Raw genomic sequence first — 18,676 nt, forward strand, 5'->3', positions numbered from 1 at the left:
CTGAATGTTCAAGATTAAGCTTCTTCTCTTCAAGTGGTCACGCAAGCTCAAGCAGTTTAACTACTGGCTTTGGGCGCAGGCCGTCTTTATCGCGCTGGCTCTGCTGCGTCTCCTGCCTGCGAAAAGCGCAATCCGCTTTTCTGCATGGTTTGCGCGCAAAGTAGGCCCACTCACGCCACGGCATAAGGTCGCGACCAACAATCTGCGTCATGCCTATCCTGAGAAGAGCGATGCTGAAATCGAAAAGATAGCCGTCGAAATGTGGGATTCGATGGCGCGTCTTTTCGCGGAATATATCTTTCTCGATGCGATCTTCGATTTTGATCCGAACGCTACAGAACCCGGCCTAATTGAAGTTGACGGCATTCCGATTTTCGAACGTCTGCGTGACGAGACAAAGCCGCACATCTTCTTCACCGCACATACCGGCAATTTCGAGCTTCTGCCAATCTGCGCCGGTACGTTCGGTCTGGATGTAACCGCCCTCTTCCGCCCGCCGAACAATCCCTATATTGCCAAGACCGTTCTCAAAGCACGTAAGACCAATATGGGGCATCTGGTGCCATCAAAAGCCGGCGCCGCGTGGTCGCTGGCGCGCGTTCTGGATGCTGATGGCAATGTCGGTATGCTGGTGGATCAGAAGTTCCAGCGTGGAGTTCCCTCGACCTTCTTCAACCGTCCGGTTAAGACCAATCCGTTGCTCGCAAAGCTCGCGCGCCAGTATGATTGCGACGTCTATCCGGCGCGCTGCATTCGCCTGCCCGGCGGGCGATACCGGCTTGAGCTGAAAGAGCGCATGGATCTGCCGCGCGATGAAAAGGGTGAGATCGATATCGCCGCGACCGCGCAACTTCTCAACGATACGGTTGAAGGCTGGGTGCGTGAATATCCTGGCCAGTGGATGTGGTTCCACAAGCGCTGGGGCTAGAAATCAATATCTGCGTTCGGCCAGCAAAGGTCGGACGCTTTTTGTTTGAATAAGGCAAGTGTTTGCCAAGGGAGACAACCATGCGTCCTATCGCTATCGCCCCATCCATTTTATCCGCCGACTTTGCGCGTCTGGGAGAAGAAGTCGATGCCGTGCTTGAAGCCGGTGCCGACTGGATTCATATCGACGTCATGGATGGGCATTTTGTACCGAATATTACGTTTGGCCCACAGGTGGTGAAAGCAATTCGCCCGCGCACGCCGGCTTTCTTCGACACGCATCTGATGATCGCGCCTTGCGATCCATATCTTGAAGCCTTTGCCGATGCAGGCTGTGACCTGATCACGGTTCATGCCGAAGCTGGCGCGCATACGCACCGCTCACTCCAGAACATCCGCGCTTTGGGCAAGAAATCCGGTCTGGCGCTCAATCCAGCTACCCCTGTCGAAGCATTGACCAACGTCATTGATGATGTTGATCTCGTACTTGTCATGACTGTTAATCCGGGCTTTGGCGGCCAGAAATTCATTGCGCCGATGCTCGATAAGATCAAACGCGTGCGCGAGATGATTGGCGACCGCCCGATTGATATTGAAGTGGATGGTGGGATTACGCCTGACACTGCCGGTTTGGTTGTTGCGGCCGGCGCCAATATTCTCGTTGCGGGTTCTGCTGTTTATAAAGGCAACTCAGTCGAGAGCTATGCCACCAACATCAAAGCTATTCGCGCAGCCGCAGAAGCAGCACGCTAAACAAGCCACTTTTCCGGTGGAATGCGTTGAGCAGAGCCTTACGCTCTGCTAAACACCGCGTATTCCCTCTAAATACCTGCAGCCCGGCAGACGGGCCGCCAAAACAGGATATGCCCATGATCCCGCGCTATTCCCGACCAGAAATGGTCGCCATCTGGTCTCCCGAAACAAAGTTTCGCATCTGGTTCGAGATCGAAGCCTATGCCTGCGAAGCGCTTGCTGAACTGGGCGTCATCCCGAAGGAAGCTGCAAAGACCATCTGGGAAAAGGGTGATGCCGCCAAGTTCGACGTTGCGCGCATCGACGAGATCGAAGCCGTCACCAAGCACGACGTCATCGCGTTCCTCACGCATCTCGCTGAATTCATCGGTCCAGACAGCCGTTTTGTGCATCAGGGTATGACCTCGTCGGACGTGCTCGACACAACGCTTAATGTGCAGCTCGTTCGTGCCGCTGACCTGCTTCTCGCAGACATGGACCGTGTGCTGGCAGCGCTTAAAAAGCGCGCATTCGAGCATAAGGATACCGTTCGTATTGGCCGCAGCCATGGCATTCATGCCGAGCCGACCACAATGGGACTGACTTTCGCCCGGTTCTACGCCGAAATGGTGCGCAACCGTGCACGCCTCGTTGCAGCACGCGCGGAAATCGCGACCGGTGCTGTATCGGGCGCTGTTGGCACCTTCGCCAATATCGACCCGCGCGTTGAAGAATATGTCTGTGAAAAGCTTGGTCTTGAAGCAGAGCCAGTTTCAACGCAGGTTATCCCGCGCGACCGTCACGCCATGTTCTTTGCAACACTCGGCGTTATTGCCTCGTCGATTGAGAACGTCGCCATCGAAATCCGCCACATGCAGCGCACGGAAGTTCTGGAAGCGGAAGAATTCTTCTCGCCCGGCCAGAAAGGCTCTTCCGCAATGCCGCACAAGCGCAACCCTGTTCTGACAGAAAACCTGACCGGCCTTGCCCGTCTGGTTCGTATGTCGGTTGTGCCTGCCATGGAAAACGTTGCTCTCTGGCATGAACGCGATATTTCGCATTCAAGCGTTGAGCGTGCGATTGGCCCGGATACCACGATCACCCTCGACTTTGCGCTCAACCGTCTGGCTGGCGTTGTCGAAAAGCTGGTGATCTATCCGGAAAACATGCTCAAAAACATGAACAAGTTCCGTGGTCTTGTGCATTCGCAGCGCGTTCTGCTGGCACTCACGCAGGCTGGCGTATCGCGTGAAGATTCCTACCGCCTCGTGCAGCGCAATGCCATGAAGGTCTGGGAACAGGGTGCAGACTTCCTCGAAGAACTGCTTGCTGATCAAGAAGTTCGTGCAGCGCTTTCCGAAGAACAGATCCGCGAAAAGTTCGATCTTGGCTATCACACGAAACACGTCGATACGATTTTCAAACGGGTTTTTGGTGAAGCATAAGCCTTCATAAAACGAATCCGAAAAAAGCCCCATGTTTCTGTAAACATGGGGCTTTTTGACATTCAAATCAGGCGCTCTTTTTGATCGTATTGATCACATTGCCCCATGGGTCTTCAAAGACGTGGTTATTACCACCACGCGTATCTTCCAATTCGACCCATGCCAAACCAGTACGATCTTTATCGCGCAAGCCAGCACCTGAACTCTGCCAGGCATTGGCACCAATGTGGTGGTGATAGCCGCCAGTGGACAGGAACACGGCCTTGTCGCCATAGGTTTGAACAGTGTCAAAGCCAAGCTGCTGATGCCAGAAGGTTTCCGCATCCTGCGCGTTGCCGACGCGCAGATGAACGTGACCGACCACTGTATTCTGTGGCGCGCCGATCCACTCACCGCCTTCGCGATCAACAACGTCGAGAAGGTTTTTGACGTCGAGCGCTTCGGTGCCCATCTTCACGCGATCACCATTCCACTGCCAGGTATCGTGTGGACGGTCGGAATAGATCTCAATGCCGTTGCCTTCGGGATCGGTCAGGTAAAAGGCCTCGCTGACATTATGATCCGAAGCACCGGCGACAGGCAGCTGCTTATCGATAGCGCGGCGTGACCAGCGTGCGAGATCGCCACGGGTCGGCAGCAGGAAAGCCGTATGGTAGAGACCAGCGCTGCGTGGATCATCAGGCTTTGCAGCCGAGAACTGCTCGATTTCCATCAACTCACGGTCGCCTGCGCCCAGTACAATAGAAGCGCCACGGCGTGTCATTTCACGTAAGCCCACGACATCGCGGTAATACTCGGCCAGCGCCTCCGCATCACGTGCCTTAAGGCCCACGCGTGCGACACGCACCGGTGTTGTCATTGCGAAAGGCAAAGGAGCGCTCTTTTCAGCAGTCGCCATATTCAGTGTATCTGTCATTTTATTCTCCTTCGGCGGCATGTCCGCACGCACGGAAAGAATATTGCTCATCACAGCAGCGCCTGCAGAACCAAGTATCGTTCTTCTGCTTATGGTCATAGCCGTGGAACCCTCTCCGTAATTATCTTCCCTCCAAAGATCACAATTTAGCGAGCGTTTCACAAGATAGCGATCAGCGAACAAGCTGTTCATCATTTGCATCACCTACGCTCGTAAAACAGCGCTATAGCCCAGCTTGAAGATGCATTGAAACAGCTCTAAATAGGGGTCATGAAAGTCAAAGACGCAGATATTCTCATTATTCCCGGCTACACCAACTCAGGCCCCGATCACTGGCAAACCCGTTGGGAGAAAAAACTCTCCACGGCAAGGCGGGTTGAACAGGCGGAATGGTCGAAGCCAGTCAAAGACGATTGGGTTGCACAGGTGGTCAAAGCCGCCAATGAAGCAACGAAGCCAGTTGTGCTCGTTGCTCATTCACTTGGCGTTGCCACAGCTGTTCATGCCATTCCGCAAATTCAGCACAAGGTTGCTGGTGCATTTTTTGTTGCACCTCCCGATGTGGCGAATGAAAAAATCCGACCGAAGCACCTCATGACATTCGGCCCTTATCCACGTGTGCGTTTGCCGTTTCCAACGATTGCCGTTGTCAGCCGCAACGACCCCTTCTCCAGCTTTGAAGCCGCAGAAGACGTGGTGAAGGATTGGGGTGCAATGTTGATTGATGCCGGTGATTCCGGCCACATCAACGCGGACTCAGGTCACGGACCATGGCCCGAAGGCACGATGGTTTTTGCAGAGTTCATGACCAATCTGCAACCACCAAAATCACATTAAATCAATATGTTGTATGCTTTTCTAAACAAAAAGATTCAATTTAACTTTTGAAAACGGCAGATGAAAAATCTGCCGCTTTTCTTTATGAACGAACAGCATCTATCAGTGTTTTTGCGCCAAGACGCAGATAGCCACCGTCATTTCCAAGTGTCAGAAACTGGAAGCCAAGCGGGATATAACGCCGCGCGAATTCTGCCGAAGGCGAATAGATACCGGCGAATTTTCCAGCGGCAGCCGCCTTGCGGGCAATTGTGCTGATTGGTTCAATGATGGCTTCGGAATTCGGATTGGCTTCGCGGCCATTGCTCCAGGCAATCGAGAAATCCGCAGGGCCAACAAAAACACCATCAATGCCACGCACATCAAGAATGGCATCCAGTGCATCATAAGCATCGCGTGTTTCAATCATCGCAAAAGCAAGTGTGTCCTGATTGGCCGTGACAAGATAGTCATTCGAGCCCGGTGCGCCGTAATCGGCATTGGCGCGGAACACGCCCCAAGAACGCTCACCTATTGGCGGATATTTCATTGAAGCGGCAAATTTGCGCGCATCTTCAACCGAGTTAATCATTGGCGCGATAATGGCTTGCGCGCCAAAATCGAGCGCACGGCTTGCCATATCGAAGCGTCCAACAGGAATACGAACAACCGGCGGCTTGCCCGCATTCAGAATCAAGCCAAGACTGCGCAGAACGCTCTGCTCATCATGGCCACCATGCTGCATATCAAGCGTGACCGCTTCAAAGGCGCTATGCGCCAGAACTTCTACAGTGAGTGCTTCCGGCAAGGATGACCATGCAGAAAGAACTGTTTCTCCGGCACGAAGACGCGAAGACAAAGACATGCTTATTCCCCATTACAAATATTCAGGGCGGAAATGCTATCTACATTTCCGCCCCGACATACTGATTAGTCTTTCTGCACTTGCTGAACTGCTTCCTCAAGGAAAGCGAACATTTTTTCACGAATGGTTTCGTCTTCCACCTTCACCCCAGCCGCATCAAAATCAGCACGCAGCTTGCGGAATACGTCTTCATCACCTGCTTCTTCAAAGTCGGCTGCGACAACGTCACGAGCATAGGCTTCTGCATCTGCGTCGTGCTTGCCCAACAGTTCTGCGGCCCAAAGACCAAGAATCTTGTTACGGCGCGCTTCTGCCTTGAAGCGAAGCTCGGCATCATGTGCAAACTTGCTTTCGAAAGCGTTGCGGCGTTCATCCATGCCAGTGGCCATTCATACAACTCCCAAGCTGTTAACTTATATAAGATCGTTATCTGTTCTCTTGCCTAAAGCTGGCAAGGAGAGCAAGATTATACAAGTGCCAAACATCACTTTCTTGATTAATATGACCGTTAAACGCTTAAAACGGGGGAACGGGTGTAAAGCAGGATTGTTAAAAGCCCACAATTGCTATACGTAGCCCGCGAGAATAGCGGCACAAGCCGATCATCACATTTTTGGAAATCCGAGAAAAGCCATGAACCGTCGCCGCCGTATTTACGAGGGCAAGGCCAAGATTCTTTATGAAGGCCCTGAACCCGGTACTCTTGTCCAGTTCTTCAAAGATGACGCAACCGCGTTCAACGCGAAGAAGCATGAAGTTGTTGACGGAAAAGGCGTGTTAAACAACCGCATCTCCGAGCACATCTTTACCCAGCTTAATCGCATTGGTATTCCAACCCACTTTATCCGCCGTCTCAACATGCGTGAGCAGCTGATCAAGGAAGTGGAAATCATCCCGCTTGAAGTCGTTGTGCGCAACGTTGCGGCTGGTTCGTTATCCAAGCGCCTTGGTCTGGAAGAAGGCACGGTTCTGCCGCGCTCGATCATCGAGTTTTATTACAAGGCAGATGCGCTTGATGACCCTATGGTCACCGAAGAGCACATCACCGCTTTCGGCTGGGCAAGCCCTGCGGAAATCGATGACATTATGGCTCTTGCCATTCGCGTCAACGATTTCCTGACCGGCCTGTTCCTCGGCATCGGCATTCAGCTTGTTGACTTCAAGATGGAATGCGGACGTCTGTTTGAAGGCGATATGATGCGCATCGTCGTTGCTGACGAAATTTCACCAGACTCAGCACGTCTTTGGGACATCAACACCAATGACAAGCTTGATAAGGACCGCTTCCGCCGCGATATGGGCGGACTGGTTGAGGCTTATCAGGAAGTGGCGCGTCGTCTCGGCATCATGAACGAGAACGAATCGCCCCGTCCTTCCGGCCCTACGCTTGTGAAGTAAAAATCCGCACAGCCCGGCAACTCGCGTTCCGGGCTGTTTTCATTGTCTTTGTTACAGATCAGCAGGAACTACCAAGTGATCAAGGCACGCGTCACCGTTACACTGAAAAACGGCGTTCTCGACCCGCAGGGCAAAGCTATTGTCGGCGCGCTCGGCAGTCTGGGCTTCGAAGGAATCAACTCAGTCCGTCAGGGCAAGGTCTTTGATCTTGAACTCGAAGGCACGGACAAGGCGAAAGCTGAAGCCGAAATCAAGGCCATGTGTGAGAAGCTGCTCGCCAACACGGTCATTGAAGATTACGCAATCGTCATCGCCTGACGCACTGCGGCTGAAACCAAGTTTTTTGCGCGCCTTCAACTCGCTTAAGCAACGATTTTGAAGGGCACTCAAATCAAAGAGACGTAAAACGCCATGAAAGCAGCAGTCGTTCTTCTTCCGGGCCTCAACCGTGACCGCGACATGATTGCGGCCATCACCAAGATTTCCGGTCAGGCACCAATCACCGTATGGCAGACAGATACTTCCATCCCTGACGATGTTGATCTGATCCTCATTCCGGGTGGTTTCTCCTATGGCGATTACCTGCGTTGCGGTGCAATTGCAGCACGTATGCCGGTGATGCAGGCTATTCGTGAGAAAGCCGACAAGGGTGTCATGGTTATCGGCGTCTGCAATGGCTTCCAGATTCTGGTTGAAGCCGGAATGCTGCCGGGTGCGCTGATGCGCAACACATCACTGAAGTTCGTCTGCCGCGAAGTGAAGCTCGAAGTCAGCAATGCAAACACCGCATTCACGCGCGGCTATCAGCCGGGCCAGATCATCCGCTGCCCGGTTGCGCATCATGACGGCAACTATTTCGCCGATGCTGAAACGCTGAAGCGCCTCGAAGGTGAAGGTCAGGTTGTGTTCCGTTATGCCGAAGACACCAACCCGAATGGTTCGGTCAATGATATTGCTGGTATCGTCAATGCACGCGGTAATGTTCTTGGCATGATGCCACATCCCGAGAACCTGATTGAAGCGGCCCATGGCGGCAGCGATGGCCGCGCGCTTTTTGCAGGCGCTCTTGGTATTGCCGCCTGAGCCTGAAAATAATTACACTCATCGCAAAACGGCCTTCGGTTAAACCCGGAGGCCGTTTTTTTATTTCCCGTTTAAACCGATACTCAATCCTCTGGCACTCTTTGAAAATTCATGCCAGCTTATGCGGTGGATACTTCCTGCGGCAACCGAATCGGGGAACGATACCGATGCAATTATATTCACGCCCTCTCTCCCCTTATTCCGCTTTTGTGCGCGGCGTTCTTTATCTCAAAGAGCTGCCATTCAAACCGCTCAATCTGTTTTACCCATTTCCTGCTGATTTTGGCGATGTGACACCGCTCAAGCGTGTTCCTGTGCTGATTACCGGCTCGGGCGAAACGCTGTTTGAAGCAATCGTCATTGCTGAATATCTTGAAGATCATTATCCGGACACGCCTGTCCTGCCCGGAAGCCCGCGCGAGCGCGCTCTGATCCGGCTTCTGGCACGTATTGCTGAAATCGATATACTCGAACCGGCAATGAAGCTCTTTATTCTTCAAAGCAAACCAGAACGAGACGCGGCAACGATCGAGCGGCTTTTCACGAAGCTGCATAAGGGCCTGAGTGTTGTTGAATCGCGCCTGACCGATCATGATTTCGCACTCAATGATGCGCCGACACTTGCCGATGCATGGCTGCTGCCCGTGCGTTTTCTCATGGAGCCACTCAAGAAGCTTTCTGGAAAAGATGATTTGCTGGCGACTTACCCAAAATTCGACACATATGCCGTGAAAGCAACGCGCGACCCTGCATTCGAACTCATATGGAATGAAATGAGTGACGGATTAAAGGCTTTCATGCCGCAACTTGCTTGAATGATCTCACCTGACACAATGTGAGCTTTTAGGGTTCGCGTTAACACCTTGTTTCTACACGCTTATCGGCTGGCCAATTTTCTGCGCTCTGCCGAACGCGTTTTGATGGAGTCTTCCTTGAAGAATAAGACCATTGCGCTTGTCGCTCTGCCTGCTCTTGCGCTTTTTTCAGCCTGCTCGCCAACGCCTGCCCCCGGCCCTGTTGCCCTTGATTCGAATAAGGCAGCGCTGCCAACCATGGAGCGCATTGCGCTCGGCGCCAACAGTTGCTGGTTTAAATCAAAGGACAAAGGCTTCCGCGGTTATGCATTAGCGCCGGAGTTGAATTCATTTACTGGCCGTCCGCGTATTCTGGTGGTTCCGTCGCGCAATCTTGCAGGGCGTCCCTTGCTCGTTGTTCAGGCCCAGGGCAATCCAGCCCGGATCGAGGCCTTTGGTCCTATGATGCAGCAGAGCCATGGCAGCCGGATCGCCACGGATATCAATCGCTGGGCATCAGGCGAAAAGGGCTGCTGACCGGATAAATAATTAGCGGATATGGAAGCGTACCTTGCGCGCTTCCATGTCAGCGTCCACCCGCGTAATACCAATATCGCGCAACTGATCGTCCGTGAGGTTCATCAATTGAATGCGGCTGCGGCGCAGCATGGCACGCAATTTCCACCATTCAACAAAGCGCTGCCAGACAGAGCGGGAAGCATAACAAAATTCGCTTTCCCGCGCGATGATTGTATCAATTGTATCTATTTCATCATGCTTAATTGACGTATATGTCATAGCAAAAAGCCTTTTATATGGGCAAAACCGCTATTTCAAGTTCGTGTGACGCTTGAATGCTCAAATACAATTGACTCAAGAACCGACACAATGCTTATATTGTGACCATGACAAATTGGCTCCCCGATCTCACCGGCAAGTCCGGTCCGCTTTATCTGCAACTCGCTGATGCGATTGAAGAGGCAATTGCTAACAACTCTTTGCCAGCGGGGCAGAAACTGCCACCCCAGCGCAACCTGGCCTTCGATCTAAAGGTGACAATCGGTACAATTGGGCGCGCTTATGCGCTTGCGCACGAACGTGGGCTTGTAACCGGCGAAGTTGGCCGCGGAACCTATGTGCTCGGCAAGGCTGATCGAAAAGATGCGCCCCTCGCCTATTCCAGCGATGGCATAGCGGGCACGCGAATTCAGGATGCCCCGCTCGACAAAGGGCGCTTTGACACGACAGCGGCACCGGATATTGGACAGAACGCGGCGCTTGAGCCACTTATCACGTCTGTTATCCGCAATTTCCCGCATGAAATCGTTAATTACACGCGGTATTTTCCGCAACACTGGCTAGAGGCCGGTCGCCAATGGCTCAATCAGGAAAATGCGCCCGCCGATGCGAGCAACATTGTGGTCACCAACGGCGCGCATGCGGGTGCAGTTGCGGCAATTACGGCCTTTACCGCACCCGGTGACAGGATCGTTTTTGAAGATCTCACTTATACACAGGTGAGCCGCTCCGTCCGAATTACCGGGCGACGCATTGCGATTGCCGCAAGCGATGAATACGGAATGATCCCGGAAGAATTTGAGCGGGTCTGCAATCAACAGCATCCGACAATGGCATTTCTGATGCCAAGCATCCACAACCCCACACTTGCAACCATGCCCTATGAGCGCCGGGTTGCAATTGCCAATATCGCAGCGCGGCACAATGTCTGGCTGATCGAAGACGACACTTACGGGGTCATGACTCGATCAAATATCCCGAAAATTGCAGACATTGCGCCAGAGCGCACCTTTCTCTTAGGCAGTCTTTCAAAAGCGGTAACGGCTGGTTTGCGTTGTGGCTGGGTGGCCTGCCCTCCGCATTGTGCGCAGCGTTTGAGGGTGACCCATAAACTGATGACTGGCGGCGTGTCCTTTCTGCTCGCTGAAACGGCTGCTCAAACCGTGCTTTCCGGTCAGGCGAATGCCCTGCTGGACAAGTGCTCTGCGGAAATCGAATGGCGCGAGCGGCTGGCCCGCGAAATCTTTGCCGGTTACGACTTCGTTTCTTCACCGCATGTGCCTATCCTCTGGTTGAAACTGCCCGAGCCCTGGCTTGCCAGCACGTTTAAAGCCGCGGCCTATGAAAACGGATTGCTGATCGATGATGAAGACGAGTTCAAAGCCGGGCGTATCGATCGGACATATCATCGGGTTCGCATCGCTTTTTCCTCGCCGGCCGACCGCAGTGATGTCGAAAATGGCTTCACAGCCCTACGTCAGCTGCTGGAAAACGAACAAGCAGGCTATGAAGGCAGCATTTGAGCCGGGAAATCGGCATTTTCCTGTCGCGCTTCCAACAGAGTTAGGTTAAAGAGGCCCCTTGAAACCTTAGGTGTCCGCCCTTCGGCAGAAGTTTCCGGGTACCGCAGCCTGCGACGGGGTCCCTCATCTCCATGACTATTTCCAATAAGCGCGATATCACGCCGGAACTTATCTCTGCCCACGGCCTCAAGCCGGACGAATACCAGCGTATTCTTGATCTGATCGGACGCGAACCAAGCTTCACGGAGCTCGGAATCTTCTCGGCAATGTGGAATGAGCATTGTTCCTACAAGTCGTCGAAGAAGTGGCTGCGGACGCTGCCAACGACTGGTCCCCGCGTACTTCAGGGCCCCGGCGAGAATGCCGGCGTTGTGGATATTGGCGATGGCGACTGTGTCGTCTTCAAGATGGAAAGCCACAACCACCCATCTTACATTGAGCCTTATCAAGGGGCTGCGACAGGCGTTGGCGGCATTCTGCGCGATGTTTTCACCATGGGCGCACGTCCGATTGCAGCCATGAATGCGCTGCGGTTCGGCGAGCCTGATCATCCGAAGACCCGCCACCTCGTTTCCGGTGTTGTTTCCGGCGTTGGCGGGTATGGCAATGCCTTCGGCGTTCCGACCGTCGGCGGCGAAGTGAATTTCGACAAGCGCTATAACGGCAATATCCTCGTCAATGCTTTTGCTGCCGGTCTTGCCAAGCATGACGGCATCTTCCTGTCAGAAGCCAAGGGCGTTGGCCTCCCGGTTGTCTATCTCGGTGCCAAGACGGGCCGTGATGGCGTGGGCGGTGCCACCATGGCATCGGCCGAGTTTGACGAATCGATTGAAGAAAAACGCCCGACCGTTCAGGTTGGTGACCCATTCACCGAGAAGTGCCTGCTCGAAGCCTGTCTTGAGCTGATGGCTTCGGGTGCGGTTATCGCTATTCAGGATATGGGCGCAGCTGGACTCACCTGTTCTGCCGTTGAAATGGGCGCCAAGGGCGACCTCGGTATCGAACTCATTCTCGATCATGTTCCAGTTCGTGAAGTGAACATGACGGCTTATGAAATGATGCTGTCAGAAAGCCAAGAGCGTATGCTCATGGTGCTCAAGCCAGACATGGAAGAAGAAGCACAAGCGATCTTCCGCAAGTGGGGCCTTGATTTTGCAATCGTCGGCAAGACCACTGATGATCTGCGCTTCCGCGTCATTCATCAGGGTGAAGAAGTTGCCAATCTGCCGATCAAGGAACTCGGCGACGAAGCTCCTGAATATGATCGTCCGTGGATGGAGCCGGGCAAGCACGCTCCGCTACCAGCAGCCAATGTGCCGCAGGTTGAAGACTATTCCGATGCGCTGCTCAAGCTCGTCGGTTCGCCGGATGGTTCGTCGCGCCGCTGGGTTTATGAGCAGTATGACACGCTCATTCAGGGCAATTCATTGCAGCTTCCGGGTGGTGACGCCGGTGTGATCCGCGTTGAAGGTCATCCCACCAAGGCACTCGCTTTCTCGTCTGACGTAACGCCACGCTATTGCGAAGCTGATCCGTTCGAAGGTGGCAAGCAGGCGGTTGCTGAATGCTGGCGCAACATTACCGCAACCGGTGCTGAGCCGCTCGCTTCGACCGACAACCTGAACTTCGGCAATCCTGAAAAGCCGGAAATCATGGGTCAGCTGGTCAAGGCAATCGAAGGTATCGGCGAAGCTTGCCGCGCGCTCGATTTCCCAATCGTTTCGGGCAACGTCTCGCTCTACAATGAAACCAATGGTGAGGCGATCCTGCCAACTCCAACCATTGCAGGTGTCGGCCTTATTCCTGACTGGTCTCAGATGGCCAAGATCGGCGGCATGCAGGATGGCGACACGCTGGTTCTGCTGGGTAGCGACGGCTCACATCTCGGTCAGTCGATCTATCTGCGTGATCTGTTTGACCGCGCGGATGGTCCGGCACCAGCCGTTGATCTTGGGCTTGAAAAGCGTACCGGCGAATTTGTTCGCTCGGCGATCCGCAATGGTCAGGTGACAGCCTGTCACGATCTATCCGACGGCGGCCTTGCTGTTGGTGTAGCTGAAATGGCAATCAAATCTGGCAAGGGCGCTGTACTTGATGCCGGTGACGGCCTGCCACATGCAACGCTCTTTGGTGAAGATCAGGCACGTTATGTCGTCGCAGCTACGCCTGAAATGGCAAAGCTGATTGCGCTCAATGCTGAAGGTGCGGGCCTGGCATTCCGCATACTTGGAACAGTTGGCGGTGATCGTCTGAAATTCGGCACGATCATCGATGTTTCGGTCGCAGACCTAACTGCTGCCTTTGAAGGCTGGTTCCCAAGCTTTATGAGCGGCGAAGCTTCGGTCGATAACTAAGCGTTATTGGTCGGCACTGTTACCAATTGACGCCCGGCCGGGAACTCTGTGCCGGGCGTTTGCTTGTCGCTCATTTAAACGTTAGACAGTTGAAGATTGACGTATCACGATGATGCGTTACGATTCGAAACGAACAAGAAGAAGCCCTGAAAGGCAGGAGATTTTGCATGGCTATGGACGCACATGAGATCGAAAAACTGATACGCGAAGGTATTCCCGGCGCAAAGGTGACGATCCGCGACCTTGCCGGAGATGGAGACCACTACGCTGCTGAAGTTGTTGCGGAAAGTTTCCGTGGCAAGTCACGCGTGCAGCAGCACCAGATGGTCTATGACGCACTTAAAGGCAATATGGGCGGCGTTCTTCATGCGCTCGCGCTCCAGACCAGCATACCAGAATAACACATCAGCGCCGCCCTTGATGCGCTTTCAGAAGGCAATATGTGGCGGCGCTATGTTACTGCGGCAAGATGTTGCCCCCAGAACAGCCTGTTTTCGCGCTAATTTGACTTGCTTTCACCTTTAGAGGGTGATTACCAAAGCTCAACTTACTATATTGGGGCAGAACCTCTCCCTACGCGGGCCGGGACTTGAACCGGCATCCTGAAAGGAATTAAAATGACCGGAATCAACGATTTCATCGACAATGAAGTGAAGACCAACGATGTTGTGCTGTTCATGAAGGGCACACCAGGTTTCCCGCAATGTGGTTTTTCCGGTCAGGTCGTGCAGATCCTCGACTATCTTGGCGTCGATTATAAGGGTGTAAACGTTCTTGCATCCGACGAAATCCGTCAGGGCATCAAGGACTATTCCAGCTGGCCAACCATTCCTCAGCTCTATGTAAAGGGCGAGTTTGTTGGCGGTTGCGACATCATCCGCGAAATGTTCCAGTCCAACGAATTGCAGACACTTTTTGCCGATAAGGGTATTGCTACCAAAGCCGCTTAAGGATTAATTATCCCCTCATACGGCTTTTAAAGCTCACCTTTTCTAAAAGGCGCCATGAAACGGCGCCTTTTCTATTGCCTGACGCATCGTCATGACAGGCATCTGTTTTATAAATTCCGACTGCTCCACCGGCGATCCTCTGACCGGTGTGCCGCTTATCGAGGACTACCCTAATGCCAACCGATATTCAGAAAAGCTCATTGGACCAACAGACGCCCGCGGGTGCACGTGGTGAATTTATTGCGCTTATTGCTGCAATCATGGCGATCAATGCGCTGGCAGTGGACATCATGTTGCCCGGTCTACCACAAATCGGCACGAGTCTCGGTATTCTATCGGAAAATCATGCTCAATATGTCATCACCGCTTATCTGCTGGGCTTTGGCGTATCACAGCTGTTTTACGGTCCGCTCAGCGATCGCTATGGCAGAAGACTTCCACTTTTTGGCGGCCTGCTGATTTACATTCTGGCAGCACTCGGCGCGGCTTTTGCCACCGATTTCACGACGCTGATCGTGCTGCGTGTTTTGCAAGGCTTCGGCGCGGCAGCAACGCGTGTCATTGCCGTTTCGGTTGTGCGTGATCGTTTTGCAGGCCGTCAGATGGCTGAGGTCATGTCACTCGTGATGATGGTGTTCATGATCCTGCCGGTGATTGCGCCTGCAACCGGCCAGCTGATCATGCTGTTTGGTGAATGGCATCTGATATTCCTATCCATGGCGGTGATGGCTGCGATCGTTGCTATCTGGGCCTATATCCGCCTGCCGGAAACTTTGCCCGTCAACCACCGTCGCCCATTGACGCTGAAAAGCATCATCGGTGGCTTCGGCATTGTTTTGTCTAACCGCATAGCGCTTTTTTACATGTTGGGAACGTCATTCATCCTTGGTGCGCTGTTTGGCTACATCAACTCGGCGCAGCAGATCTTTGTCGATATTTACAATCTCGGCACAATGTTTCCGCTGGCCTTTGCAGCGGTGGCCATGACGCTCGCTCTTGCATCCTTTCTTAATTCACGTCTGGTCGGACGTTATGGGATGCGCCGCATTTCGCAGACGATGCTGCTGGTTTTTGTTGGCTTCAGCCTGCTTTGGGTCGTGCTTTCCCTTAGCCTGAGCGGACCGGTACCATTCTGGATGCTGATGATGATCTATATGACAATCATGTTCTCGTTCAGTTTGGTAACGTCGAATTTCAACGCGCTGGCAATGGAGCCACTCGGCGAAGTCGCTGGTACAGCGTCTTCTGTTCTCGGCTTTACACAGACCGTGATTGGTGCAGCGCTTGGAGCGATCATCGGTCAGGCATTTGACGGAACGACAACACCCGTTGCGGCAGGCTATTGTGTGCTGGGTTTTATCGCATTCATCTGTGTGTTGATTGCCGAACGCGGCAAGATGTTCAGGCAGCATAACAAGCCACTCTGACGAACCGTTGGAAAAGCCCGCCATTTGGCGGGCTTTTTTCATTCTGCAAAAAGGGCCGACTGAATTGCTTTCCAGCTTTCCTTGTCTGGCGCCACCAGAAGGCCGCCGCCTGTATGCGATGGCAGGTAATCGCTCTCATCCCAGCGCGCAAGATAACCGCCTGCTTCCTGATGGATGAGTGCGCCGGGCAAATGATCCCACGGCATCAACTTGTTGTAGCAAGCGAAATGCGCGCCACCCGTCGCGATGATACGATATTCGTGGGCCGCGCAACGATAGCCAATCTGCGACAAAAATTTCGTATGATTACGCGCAAGGCGCGACCGAACTGGTTCAGCCGTATATTGCCAGGAAACCGATCCCGTCATCTGCGAAATATCCGCTGATGCTGCGACCTTCACAGGGCTCATTGAGCCATTGGCATAGCGGATATGGCTACCGCTGCCCTTTGAAGCGAGAATCCAGTCTTTACCGACAGGATCATAGATAATACCGGCAACCGTCTCGCCTTTGACAACAACGGCCAGCATCACGCCAAACAGCGGAACGCCTGAAGCGAAATTAAACGTACCGTCCACCGGATCAATAGTGAATGCGAGCTCTGCATCACCAAGACCATTGAGCAATGTTTCATCATCAGAACAGGCTTCTTCGCCAACAATCAGCGCATTGGGAAAGCGCTCCTTGAGACGTGCAGTGATAAAGCGTTCTGCATTCACGTCAGCTTCGGTAACGAGATCGGCAGCAGACGTTTTCTGGCGAATATCACCCTGCCCCAGTTGGCGGAAGCGTGGCATAATCTCAGCATTTGCGGCTTCGGCCAGAAGGTCTGCCAACCAATCAACCTGCTTTTCGTTAAACTGCACTGGTATTCTCCACGTCAGAACTGGTCATGAGACTTGCGAAATCAAACAATTTGCGATCCAGCAGATGGCTTGGCCGAACGTTGGTCAGGGCGCGGATCATCGTGTCCTTGCGGCCCGGCATCCGCTTTTCAATATCGATCAACATTGCCTTCATTGCATTGCGCTGAAGCCCTTCCTGACTGCCACAAAGATCGCACGGAATGATCGGGAACTGCATGGCTGTCGCAAATTTTTCCATATCTTCTTCCGCCGCATAAGCAAGCGGACGGAACAGCATCAAGTCGCCTTCATCATTAAGAAGCTTTGGCGGCATGGCGGCAAGTCGCCCGCCATGAAACAGATTCATAAAGAAGGTTTCGAGGATGTCTTCGCGGTGATGGCCGAGCACAATCGCCGAACAACCTTCTTCACGCGCAATGCGATAAAGATTGCCGCGGCGCAAACGCGAGCAAAGCGAGCAATAGGTGCTGTTTTCAGGCAGCTTTTGCGTGACGATCGAATAGGTGTCCTGATATTCGATGCGATGTTCGATGCCGTACCGGTTCAGGAAGTCCGGCAGAATATGCTTTGGGAAATTGGGCTGCCCCTGATCGAGGTTGACTGCCAGCAGCTCCACTGGCAACAGACCACGCCATTTGAGATCAAGCAGCAGTGCCAAAAGACCATAGGAATCCTTGCCACCAGACAGACAAACCATCCAGCGCTCGCCGGGTTTAACCATTGCAAAATCTTCAATGGCCTGACGTGTCAGCCGCAGCAAACGCTTGCGCAGCTTGTTGAATTCAACGGAGGCAGGGACATCGCGGAAAAGCGGATGACAGCCATCAGTGCCGGAATCCTCCGCACTATTGGGATCGAAAGCGTTCATTATGCTTCCTGTACATGAGAGAAACAGATTAACGTCTACATACAGAAAAGCCGCCCTCGGGAAAACCGAGGGCGGCTATTTATTTTTGCTTTCACGCATTCCCCCACGCAAAACCGCTTCGCACTTTTGCTGGAAATGCTCTGAGCCAGAGGCTCAGAATTAACGCGAATAGAATTCGACGACGAGGTTTGGTTCCATCTGAACTGCGTATGGAACGTCAGCCAGGGTTGGAACGCGGGAGTAGGTCGCAACCATCTTGTTGTGATCAACTTCAACGTAGTCAGGAACATCGCGTTCAGCGAGCGCAACAGCTTCGAGAACGATGACGAGCTGCTTCGACTTTTCGCGAACTTCAACAACGTCACCAGCCTTGAGGCGGTAGGACTGAATGTTGACGCGGCGGCCGTTTACGTTAACGTGACCGTGGTTGATGAACTGACGTGCAGCAAAAATCGTTGAAACGAACTTTGCGCGGTACACGACAGCATCCAGACGCGATTCGAGCAGGCCGATGAGGTTTTCACCAGTATCGCCCTTGCGGCGAGCTGCTTCGTCATAGGTCTTGCGGAACTGTTTTTCCGAAATATCGCCGTAGAAGCCCTTGAGCTTCTGCTTTGCACGGAGCTGTACACCGTAGTCGGAAAGCTTGCCCTTACGGCGCTGACCGTGCTGGCCTGGGCCATATTCACGACGGTTTACAGGGGACTTCGGACGACCCCAAATGTTTTCGCCAAGGCGGCGATCAATTTTGTACTTAGCGGATTCGCGCTTGCTCATCGCATTTCCTTTAAAAAGTTGATGCGCCTTACGGCGCAGACAGGAAACGCGCCCTCCTCTGCCCCTGTTTTCCAGAGACTGACAGAATGAAGCGCGCAGCTGCGATCTTCATCCACGGGACACGTCAAATGAAACGC

At 53.3% G+C, this 18,676-nt stretch carries 21 protein-coding genes; 14 read left to right on the forward strand and 7 right to left on the reverse strand.

Annotation, left to right across the window (positions count from 1 at the left end):
• Positions 1-4 precede the first annotated feature (4 nt).
• From ABE527_RS13805 to purB, 3 genes are all read left to right on the forward strand, one after another.
• Positions 5-928 (forward strand): lipid A biosynthesis lauroyl acyltransferase, encoded by a 924-nt coding sequence (locus ABE527_RS13805; RefSeq protein ID WP_499697238.1) that lies wholly within the window; start codon positions 5-7, stop codon positions 926-928.
• A gap of 80 nt (positions 929-1,008) precedes the next feature.
• Entirely contained in the window at positions 1,009-1,680 is a 672-nt protein-coding gene (rpe, locus tag ABE527_RS13810; RefSeq protein ID WP_499697239.1) for a ribulose-phosphate 3-epimerase, read from the forward strand.
• A gap of 116 nt (positions 1,681-1,796) precedes the next feature.
• Positions 1,797-3,104: an adenylosuccinate lyase gene (gene purB / locus ABE527_RS13815; RefSeq protein ID WP_265983593.1), complete on the forward strand. Its 1,308-nt coding sequence runs from the start codon at positions 1,797-1,799 to the stop codon at positions 3,102-3,104.
• A gap of 67 nt (positions 3,105-3,171) precedes the next feature.
• Here purB and ABE527_RS13820 read toward each other — a convergent pair whose 3' ends face one another.
• Positions 3,172-4,041 carry a VOC family protein gene (locus tag ABE527_RS13820; protein ID WP_499697260.1) on the reverse strand — a complete coding sequence of 290 codons (870 nt, stop codon included), beginning with the start codon at positions 4,039-4,041 and terminating at the stop codon, positions 3,172-3,174.
• A gap of 249 nt (positions 4,042-4,290) precedes the next feature.
• Here ABE527_RS13820 and ABE527_RS13825 point away from each other — a divergent pair, with 249 nt between their 5' ends.
• The gene (locus ABE527_RS13825; RefSeq protein ID WP_499697240.1) at positions 4,291-4,857 is read left to right on the forward strand and encodes an RBBP9/YdeN family alpha/beta hydrolase; all 567 of its coding nucleotides are present in this window, start codon (positions 4,291-4,293) and stop codon (positions 4,855-4,857) included.
• An 82-nt stretch (positions 4,858-4,939) separates the two neighbouring features.
• On the opposite strand, the gene ABE527_RS13830 is transcribed toward ABE527_RS13825, so the two are convergent.
• Together ABE527_RS13830 and ABE527_RS13835 are read right to left on the reverse strand one after the other, a co-directional pair.
• Positions 4,940-5,707 carry an HpcH/HpaI aldolase family protein gene (locus tag ABE527_RS13830; protein ID WP_499697261.1) on the reverse strand — a complete coding sequence of 256 codons (768 nt, stop codon included), beginning with the start codon at positions 5,705-5,707 and terminating at the stop codon, positions 4,940-4,942.
• A gap of 59 nt (positions 5,708-5,766) precedes the next feature.
• Complete coding sequence (locus tag ABE527_RS13835) at positions 5,767-6,090, reverse strand: DUF1476 domain-containing protein (RefSeq protein ID WP_265983590.1); 324 nt, start codon at positions 6,088-6,090, stop codon at positions 5,767-5,769.
• Positions 6,091-6,334: 244 nt separating this feature from the next.
• On the opposite strand from ABE527_RS13835, the gene purC reads away from it, so the two are divergent.
• The 5 genes from purC (at position 6,335) to ABE527_RS13860 (ending at position 9,513) form a co-directional block, all read left to right on the forward strand.
• Positions 6,335-7,099 carry a phosphoribosylaminoimidazolesuccinocarboxamide synthase gene (gene purC, locus ABE527_RS13840; RefSeq protein WP_265983589.1) on the forward strand — a complete coding sequence of 255 codons (765 nt, stop codon included), beginning with the start codon at positions 6,335-6,337 and terminating at the stop codon, positions 7,097-7,099.
• A 75-nt stretch (positions 7,100-7,174) separates the two neighbouring features.
• Positions 7,175-7,417 (forward strand): phosphoribosylformylglycinamidine synthase subunit PurS, encoded by a 243-nt coding sequence (purS, locus tag ABE527_RS13845; RefSeq protein WP_265983588.1) that lies wholly within the window; start codon positions 7,175-7,177, stop codon positions 7,415-7,417.
• Between the two features lie 93 nt (positions 7,418-7,510).
• Positions 7,511-8,182, forward strand: coding sequence for a phosphoribosylformylglycinamidine synthase subunit PurQ (gene purQ / locus ABE527_RS13850; protein ID WP_265983587.1), 672 nt, complete (start codon positions 7,511-7,513; stop codon positions 8,180-8,182).
• Between the two features lie 167 nt (positions 8,183-8,349).
• Positions 8,350-8,997: a glutathione S-transferase family protein gene (locus ABE527_RS13855; protein ID WP_499697241.1), complete on the forward strand. Its 648-nt coding sequence runs from the start codon at positions 8,350-8,352 to the stop codon at positions 8,995-8,997.
• 117 nt (positions 8,998-9,114) lie between these two features.
• Positions 9,115-9,513 carry a hypothetical protein gene (locus tag ABE527_RS13860; RefSeq protein ID WP_265983585.1) on the forward strand — a complete coding sequence of 133 codons (399 nt, stop codon included), beginning with the start codon at positions 9,115-9,117 and terminating at the stop codon, positions 9,511-9,513.
• 12 nt (positions 9,514-9,525) lie between these two features.
• On the opposite strand, the gene ABE527_RS13865 is transcribed toward ABE527_RS13860, so the two are convergent.
• Positions 9,526-9,774 (reverse strand): DUF1127 domain-containing protein, encoded by a 249-nt coding sequence (locus ABE527_RS13865; RefSeq protein ID WP_265983584.1) that lies wholly within the window; start codon positions 9,772-9,774, stop codon positions 9,526-9,528.
• A 107-nt stretch (positions 9,775-9,881) separates the two neighbouring features.
• On the opposite strand from ABE527_RS13865, the gene ABE527_RS13870 reads away from it, so the two are divergent.
• The 5 genes from ABE527_RS13870 (at position 9,882) to ABE527_RS13890 (ending at position 16,028) form a co-directional block, all read left to right on the forward strand.
• On the forward strand, positions 9,882-11,297 hold the full coding sequence (locus ABE527_RS13870) for an aminotransferase-like domain-containing protein (protein WP_499697262.1): 1,416 nt from the start codon (positions 9,882-9,884) through the stop codon (positions 11,295-11,297).
• A 131-nt stretch (positions 11,298-11,428) separates the two neighbouring features.
• Positions 11,429-13,651, forward strand: a complete 2,223-nt coding sequence (purL, locus tag ABE527_RS13875) for a phosphoribosylformylglycinamidine synthase subunit PurL (RefSeq protein ID WP_499697242.1) — start codon at positions 11,429-11,431, stop codon at positions 13,649-13,651.
• Positions 13,652-13,818: 167 nt separating this feature from the next.
• A complete protein-coding gene (locus ABE527_RS13880; protein ID WP_134153339.1) occupies positions 13,819-14,052 on the forward strand; it encodes a BolA/IbaG family iron-sulfur metabolism protein in 234 nt (77 codons plus the stop codon).
• Between the two features lie 216 nt (positions 14,053-14,268).
• On the forward strand, positions 14,269-14,601 hold the full coding sequence (gene grxD / locus ABE527_RS13885; protein ID WP_499697243.1) for a Grx4 family monothiol glutaredoxin: 333 nt from the start codon (positions 14,269-14,271) through the stop codon (positions 14,599-14,601).
• 173 nt (positions 14,602-14,774) lie between these two features.
• On the forward strand, positions 14,775-16,028 hold the full coding sequence (locus ABE527_RS13890; RefSeq protein ID WP_265983580.1) for a multidrug effflux MFS transporter: 1,254 nt from the start codon (positions 14,775-14,777) through the stop codon (positions 16,026-16,028).
• A gap of 38 nt (positions 16,029-16,066) precedes the next feature.
• Here ABE527_RS13890 and ABE527_RS13895 read toward each other — a convergent pair whose 3' ends face one another.
• From ABE527_RS13895 to rpsD, 3 genes are all read right to left on the reverse strand, one after another.
• Positions 16,067-16,894 (reverse strand): inositol monophosphatase family protein, encoded by an 828-nt coding sequence (locus ABE527_RS13895; protein WP_499697244.1) that lies wholly within the window; start codon positions 16,892-16,894, stop codon positions 16,067-16,069.
• Positions 16,884-17,762 (reverse strand): tRNA 2-thiocytidine(32) synthetase TtcA, encoded by an 879-nt coding sequence (gene ttcA / locus ABE527_RS13900; RefSeq protein WP_499694195.1) that lies wholly within the window; start codon positions 17,760-17,762, stop codon positions 16,884-16,886. Before ttcA ends, ABE527_RS13895 begins: the two co-directional genes overlap by 11 nt.
• A 159-nt stretch (positions 17,763-17,921) precedes the next feature.
• Complete coding sequence (gene rpsD, locus ABE527_RS13905) at positions 17,922-18,539, reverse strand: 30S ribosomal protein S4 (RefSeq protein WP_499694196.1); 618 nt, start codon at positions 18,537-18,539, stop codon at positions 17,922-17,924.
• Positions 18,540-18,676: the final 137 nt, after the last annotated feature.

The organism is Brucella sp. TWI432 (assembly GCF_039674445.1).
In the GTDB taxonomy this organism is placed as follows: domain Bacteria; phylum Pseudomonadota; class Alphaproteobacteria; order Rhizobiales; family Rhizobiaceae; genus Brucella; species Brucella chromiisoli.

What these genes read in the sequence shown, in the direction of transcription:
- ABE527_RS13805 (WP_499697238.1), top strand. Translation starts at nt 5, where the DNA reads ATGTTCAAGATTAAGCTTCTTCTCTTCAAGTGGTCACGCAAGCTCAAG.
- rpe (WP_499697239.1), top strand. Translation starts at nt 1,009, where the DNA reads ATGCGTCCTATCGCTATCGCCCCATCCATTTTATCCGCCGACTTTGCG.
- purB (WP_265983593.1), top strand. Translation starts at nt 1,797, where the DNA reads ATGATCCCGCGCTATTCCCGACCAGAAATGGTCGCCATCTGGTCTCCC.
- ABE527_RS13820 (WP_499697260.1), bottom strand. Translation starts at nt 4,041, where the DNA reads ATGCCGCCGAAGGAGAATAAAATGACAGATACACTGAATATGGCGACT.
- ABE527_RS13825 (WP_499697240.1), top strand. Translation starts at nt 4,291, where the DNA reads ATGAAAGTCAAAGACGCAGATATTCTCATTATTCCCGGCTACACCAAC.
- ABE527_RS13835 (WP_265983590.1), bottom strand. Translation starts at nt 6,090, where the DNA reads ATGGCCACTGGCATGGATGAACGCCGCAACGCTTTCGAAAGCAAGTTT.
- purC (WP_265983589.1), top strand. Translation starts at nt 6,335, where the DNA reads ATGAACCGTCGCCGCCGTATTTACGAGGGCAAGGCCAAGATTCTTTAT.
- purQ (WP_265983587.1), top strand. Translation starts at nt 7,511, where the DNA reads ATGAAAGCAGCAGTCGTTCTTCTTCCGGGCCTCAACCGTGACCGCGAC.
- ABE527_RS13855 (WP_499697241.1), top strand. Translation starts at nt 8,350, where the DNA reads ATGCAATTATATTCACGCCCTCTCTCCCCTTATTCCGCTTTTGTGCGC.
- ABE527_RS13865 (WP_265983584.1), bottom strand. Translation starts at nt 9,774, where the DNA reads ATGACATATACGTCAATTAAGCATGATGAAATAGATACAATTGATACA.
- ABE527_RS13870 (WP_499697262.1), top strand. Translation starts at nt 9,882, where the DNA reads ATGACAAATTGGCTCCCCGATCTCACCGGCAAGTCCGGTCCGCTTTAT.
- purL (WP_499697242.1), top strand. Translation starts at nt 11,429, where the DNA reads ATGACTATTTCCAATAAGCGCGATATCACGCCGGAACTTATCTCTGCC.
- ABE527_RS13880 (WP_134153339.1), top strand. Translation starts at nt 13,819, where the DNA reads ATGGCTATGGACGCACATGAGATCGAAAAACTGATACGCGAAGGTATT.
- grxD (WP_499697243.1), top strand. Translation starts at nt 14,269, where the DNA reads ATGACCGGAATCAACGATTTCATCGACAATGAAGTGAAGACCAACGAT.
- ABE527_RS13890 (WP_265983580.1), top strand. Translation starts at nt 14,775, where the DNA reads ATGCCAACCGATATTCAGAAAAGCTCATTGGACCAACAGACGCCCGCG.
- ttcA (WP_499694195.1), bottom strand. Translation starts at nt 17,762, where the DNA reads ATGAACGCTTTCGATCCCAATAGTGCGGAGGATTCCGGCACTGATGGC.
- rpsD (WP_499694196.1), bottom strand. Translation starts at nt 18,539, where the DNA reads ATGAGCAAGCGCGAATCCGCTAAGTACAAAATTGATCGCCGCCTTGGC.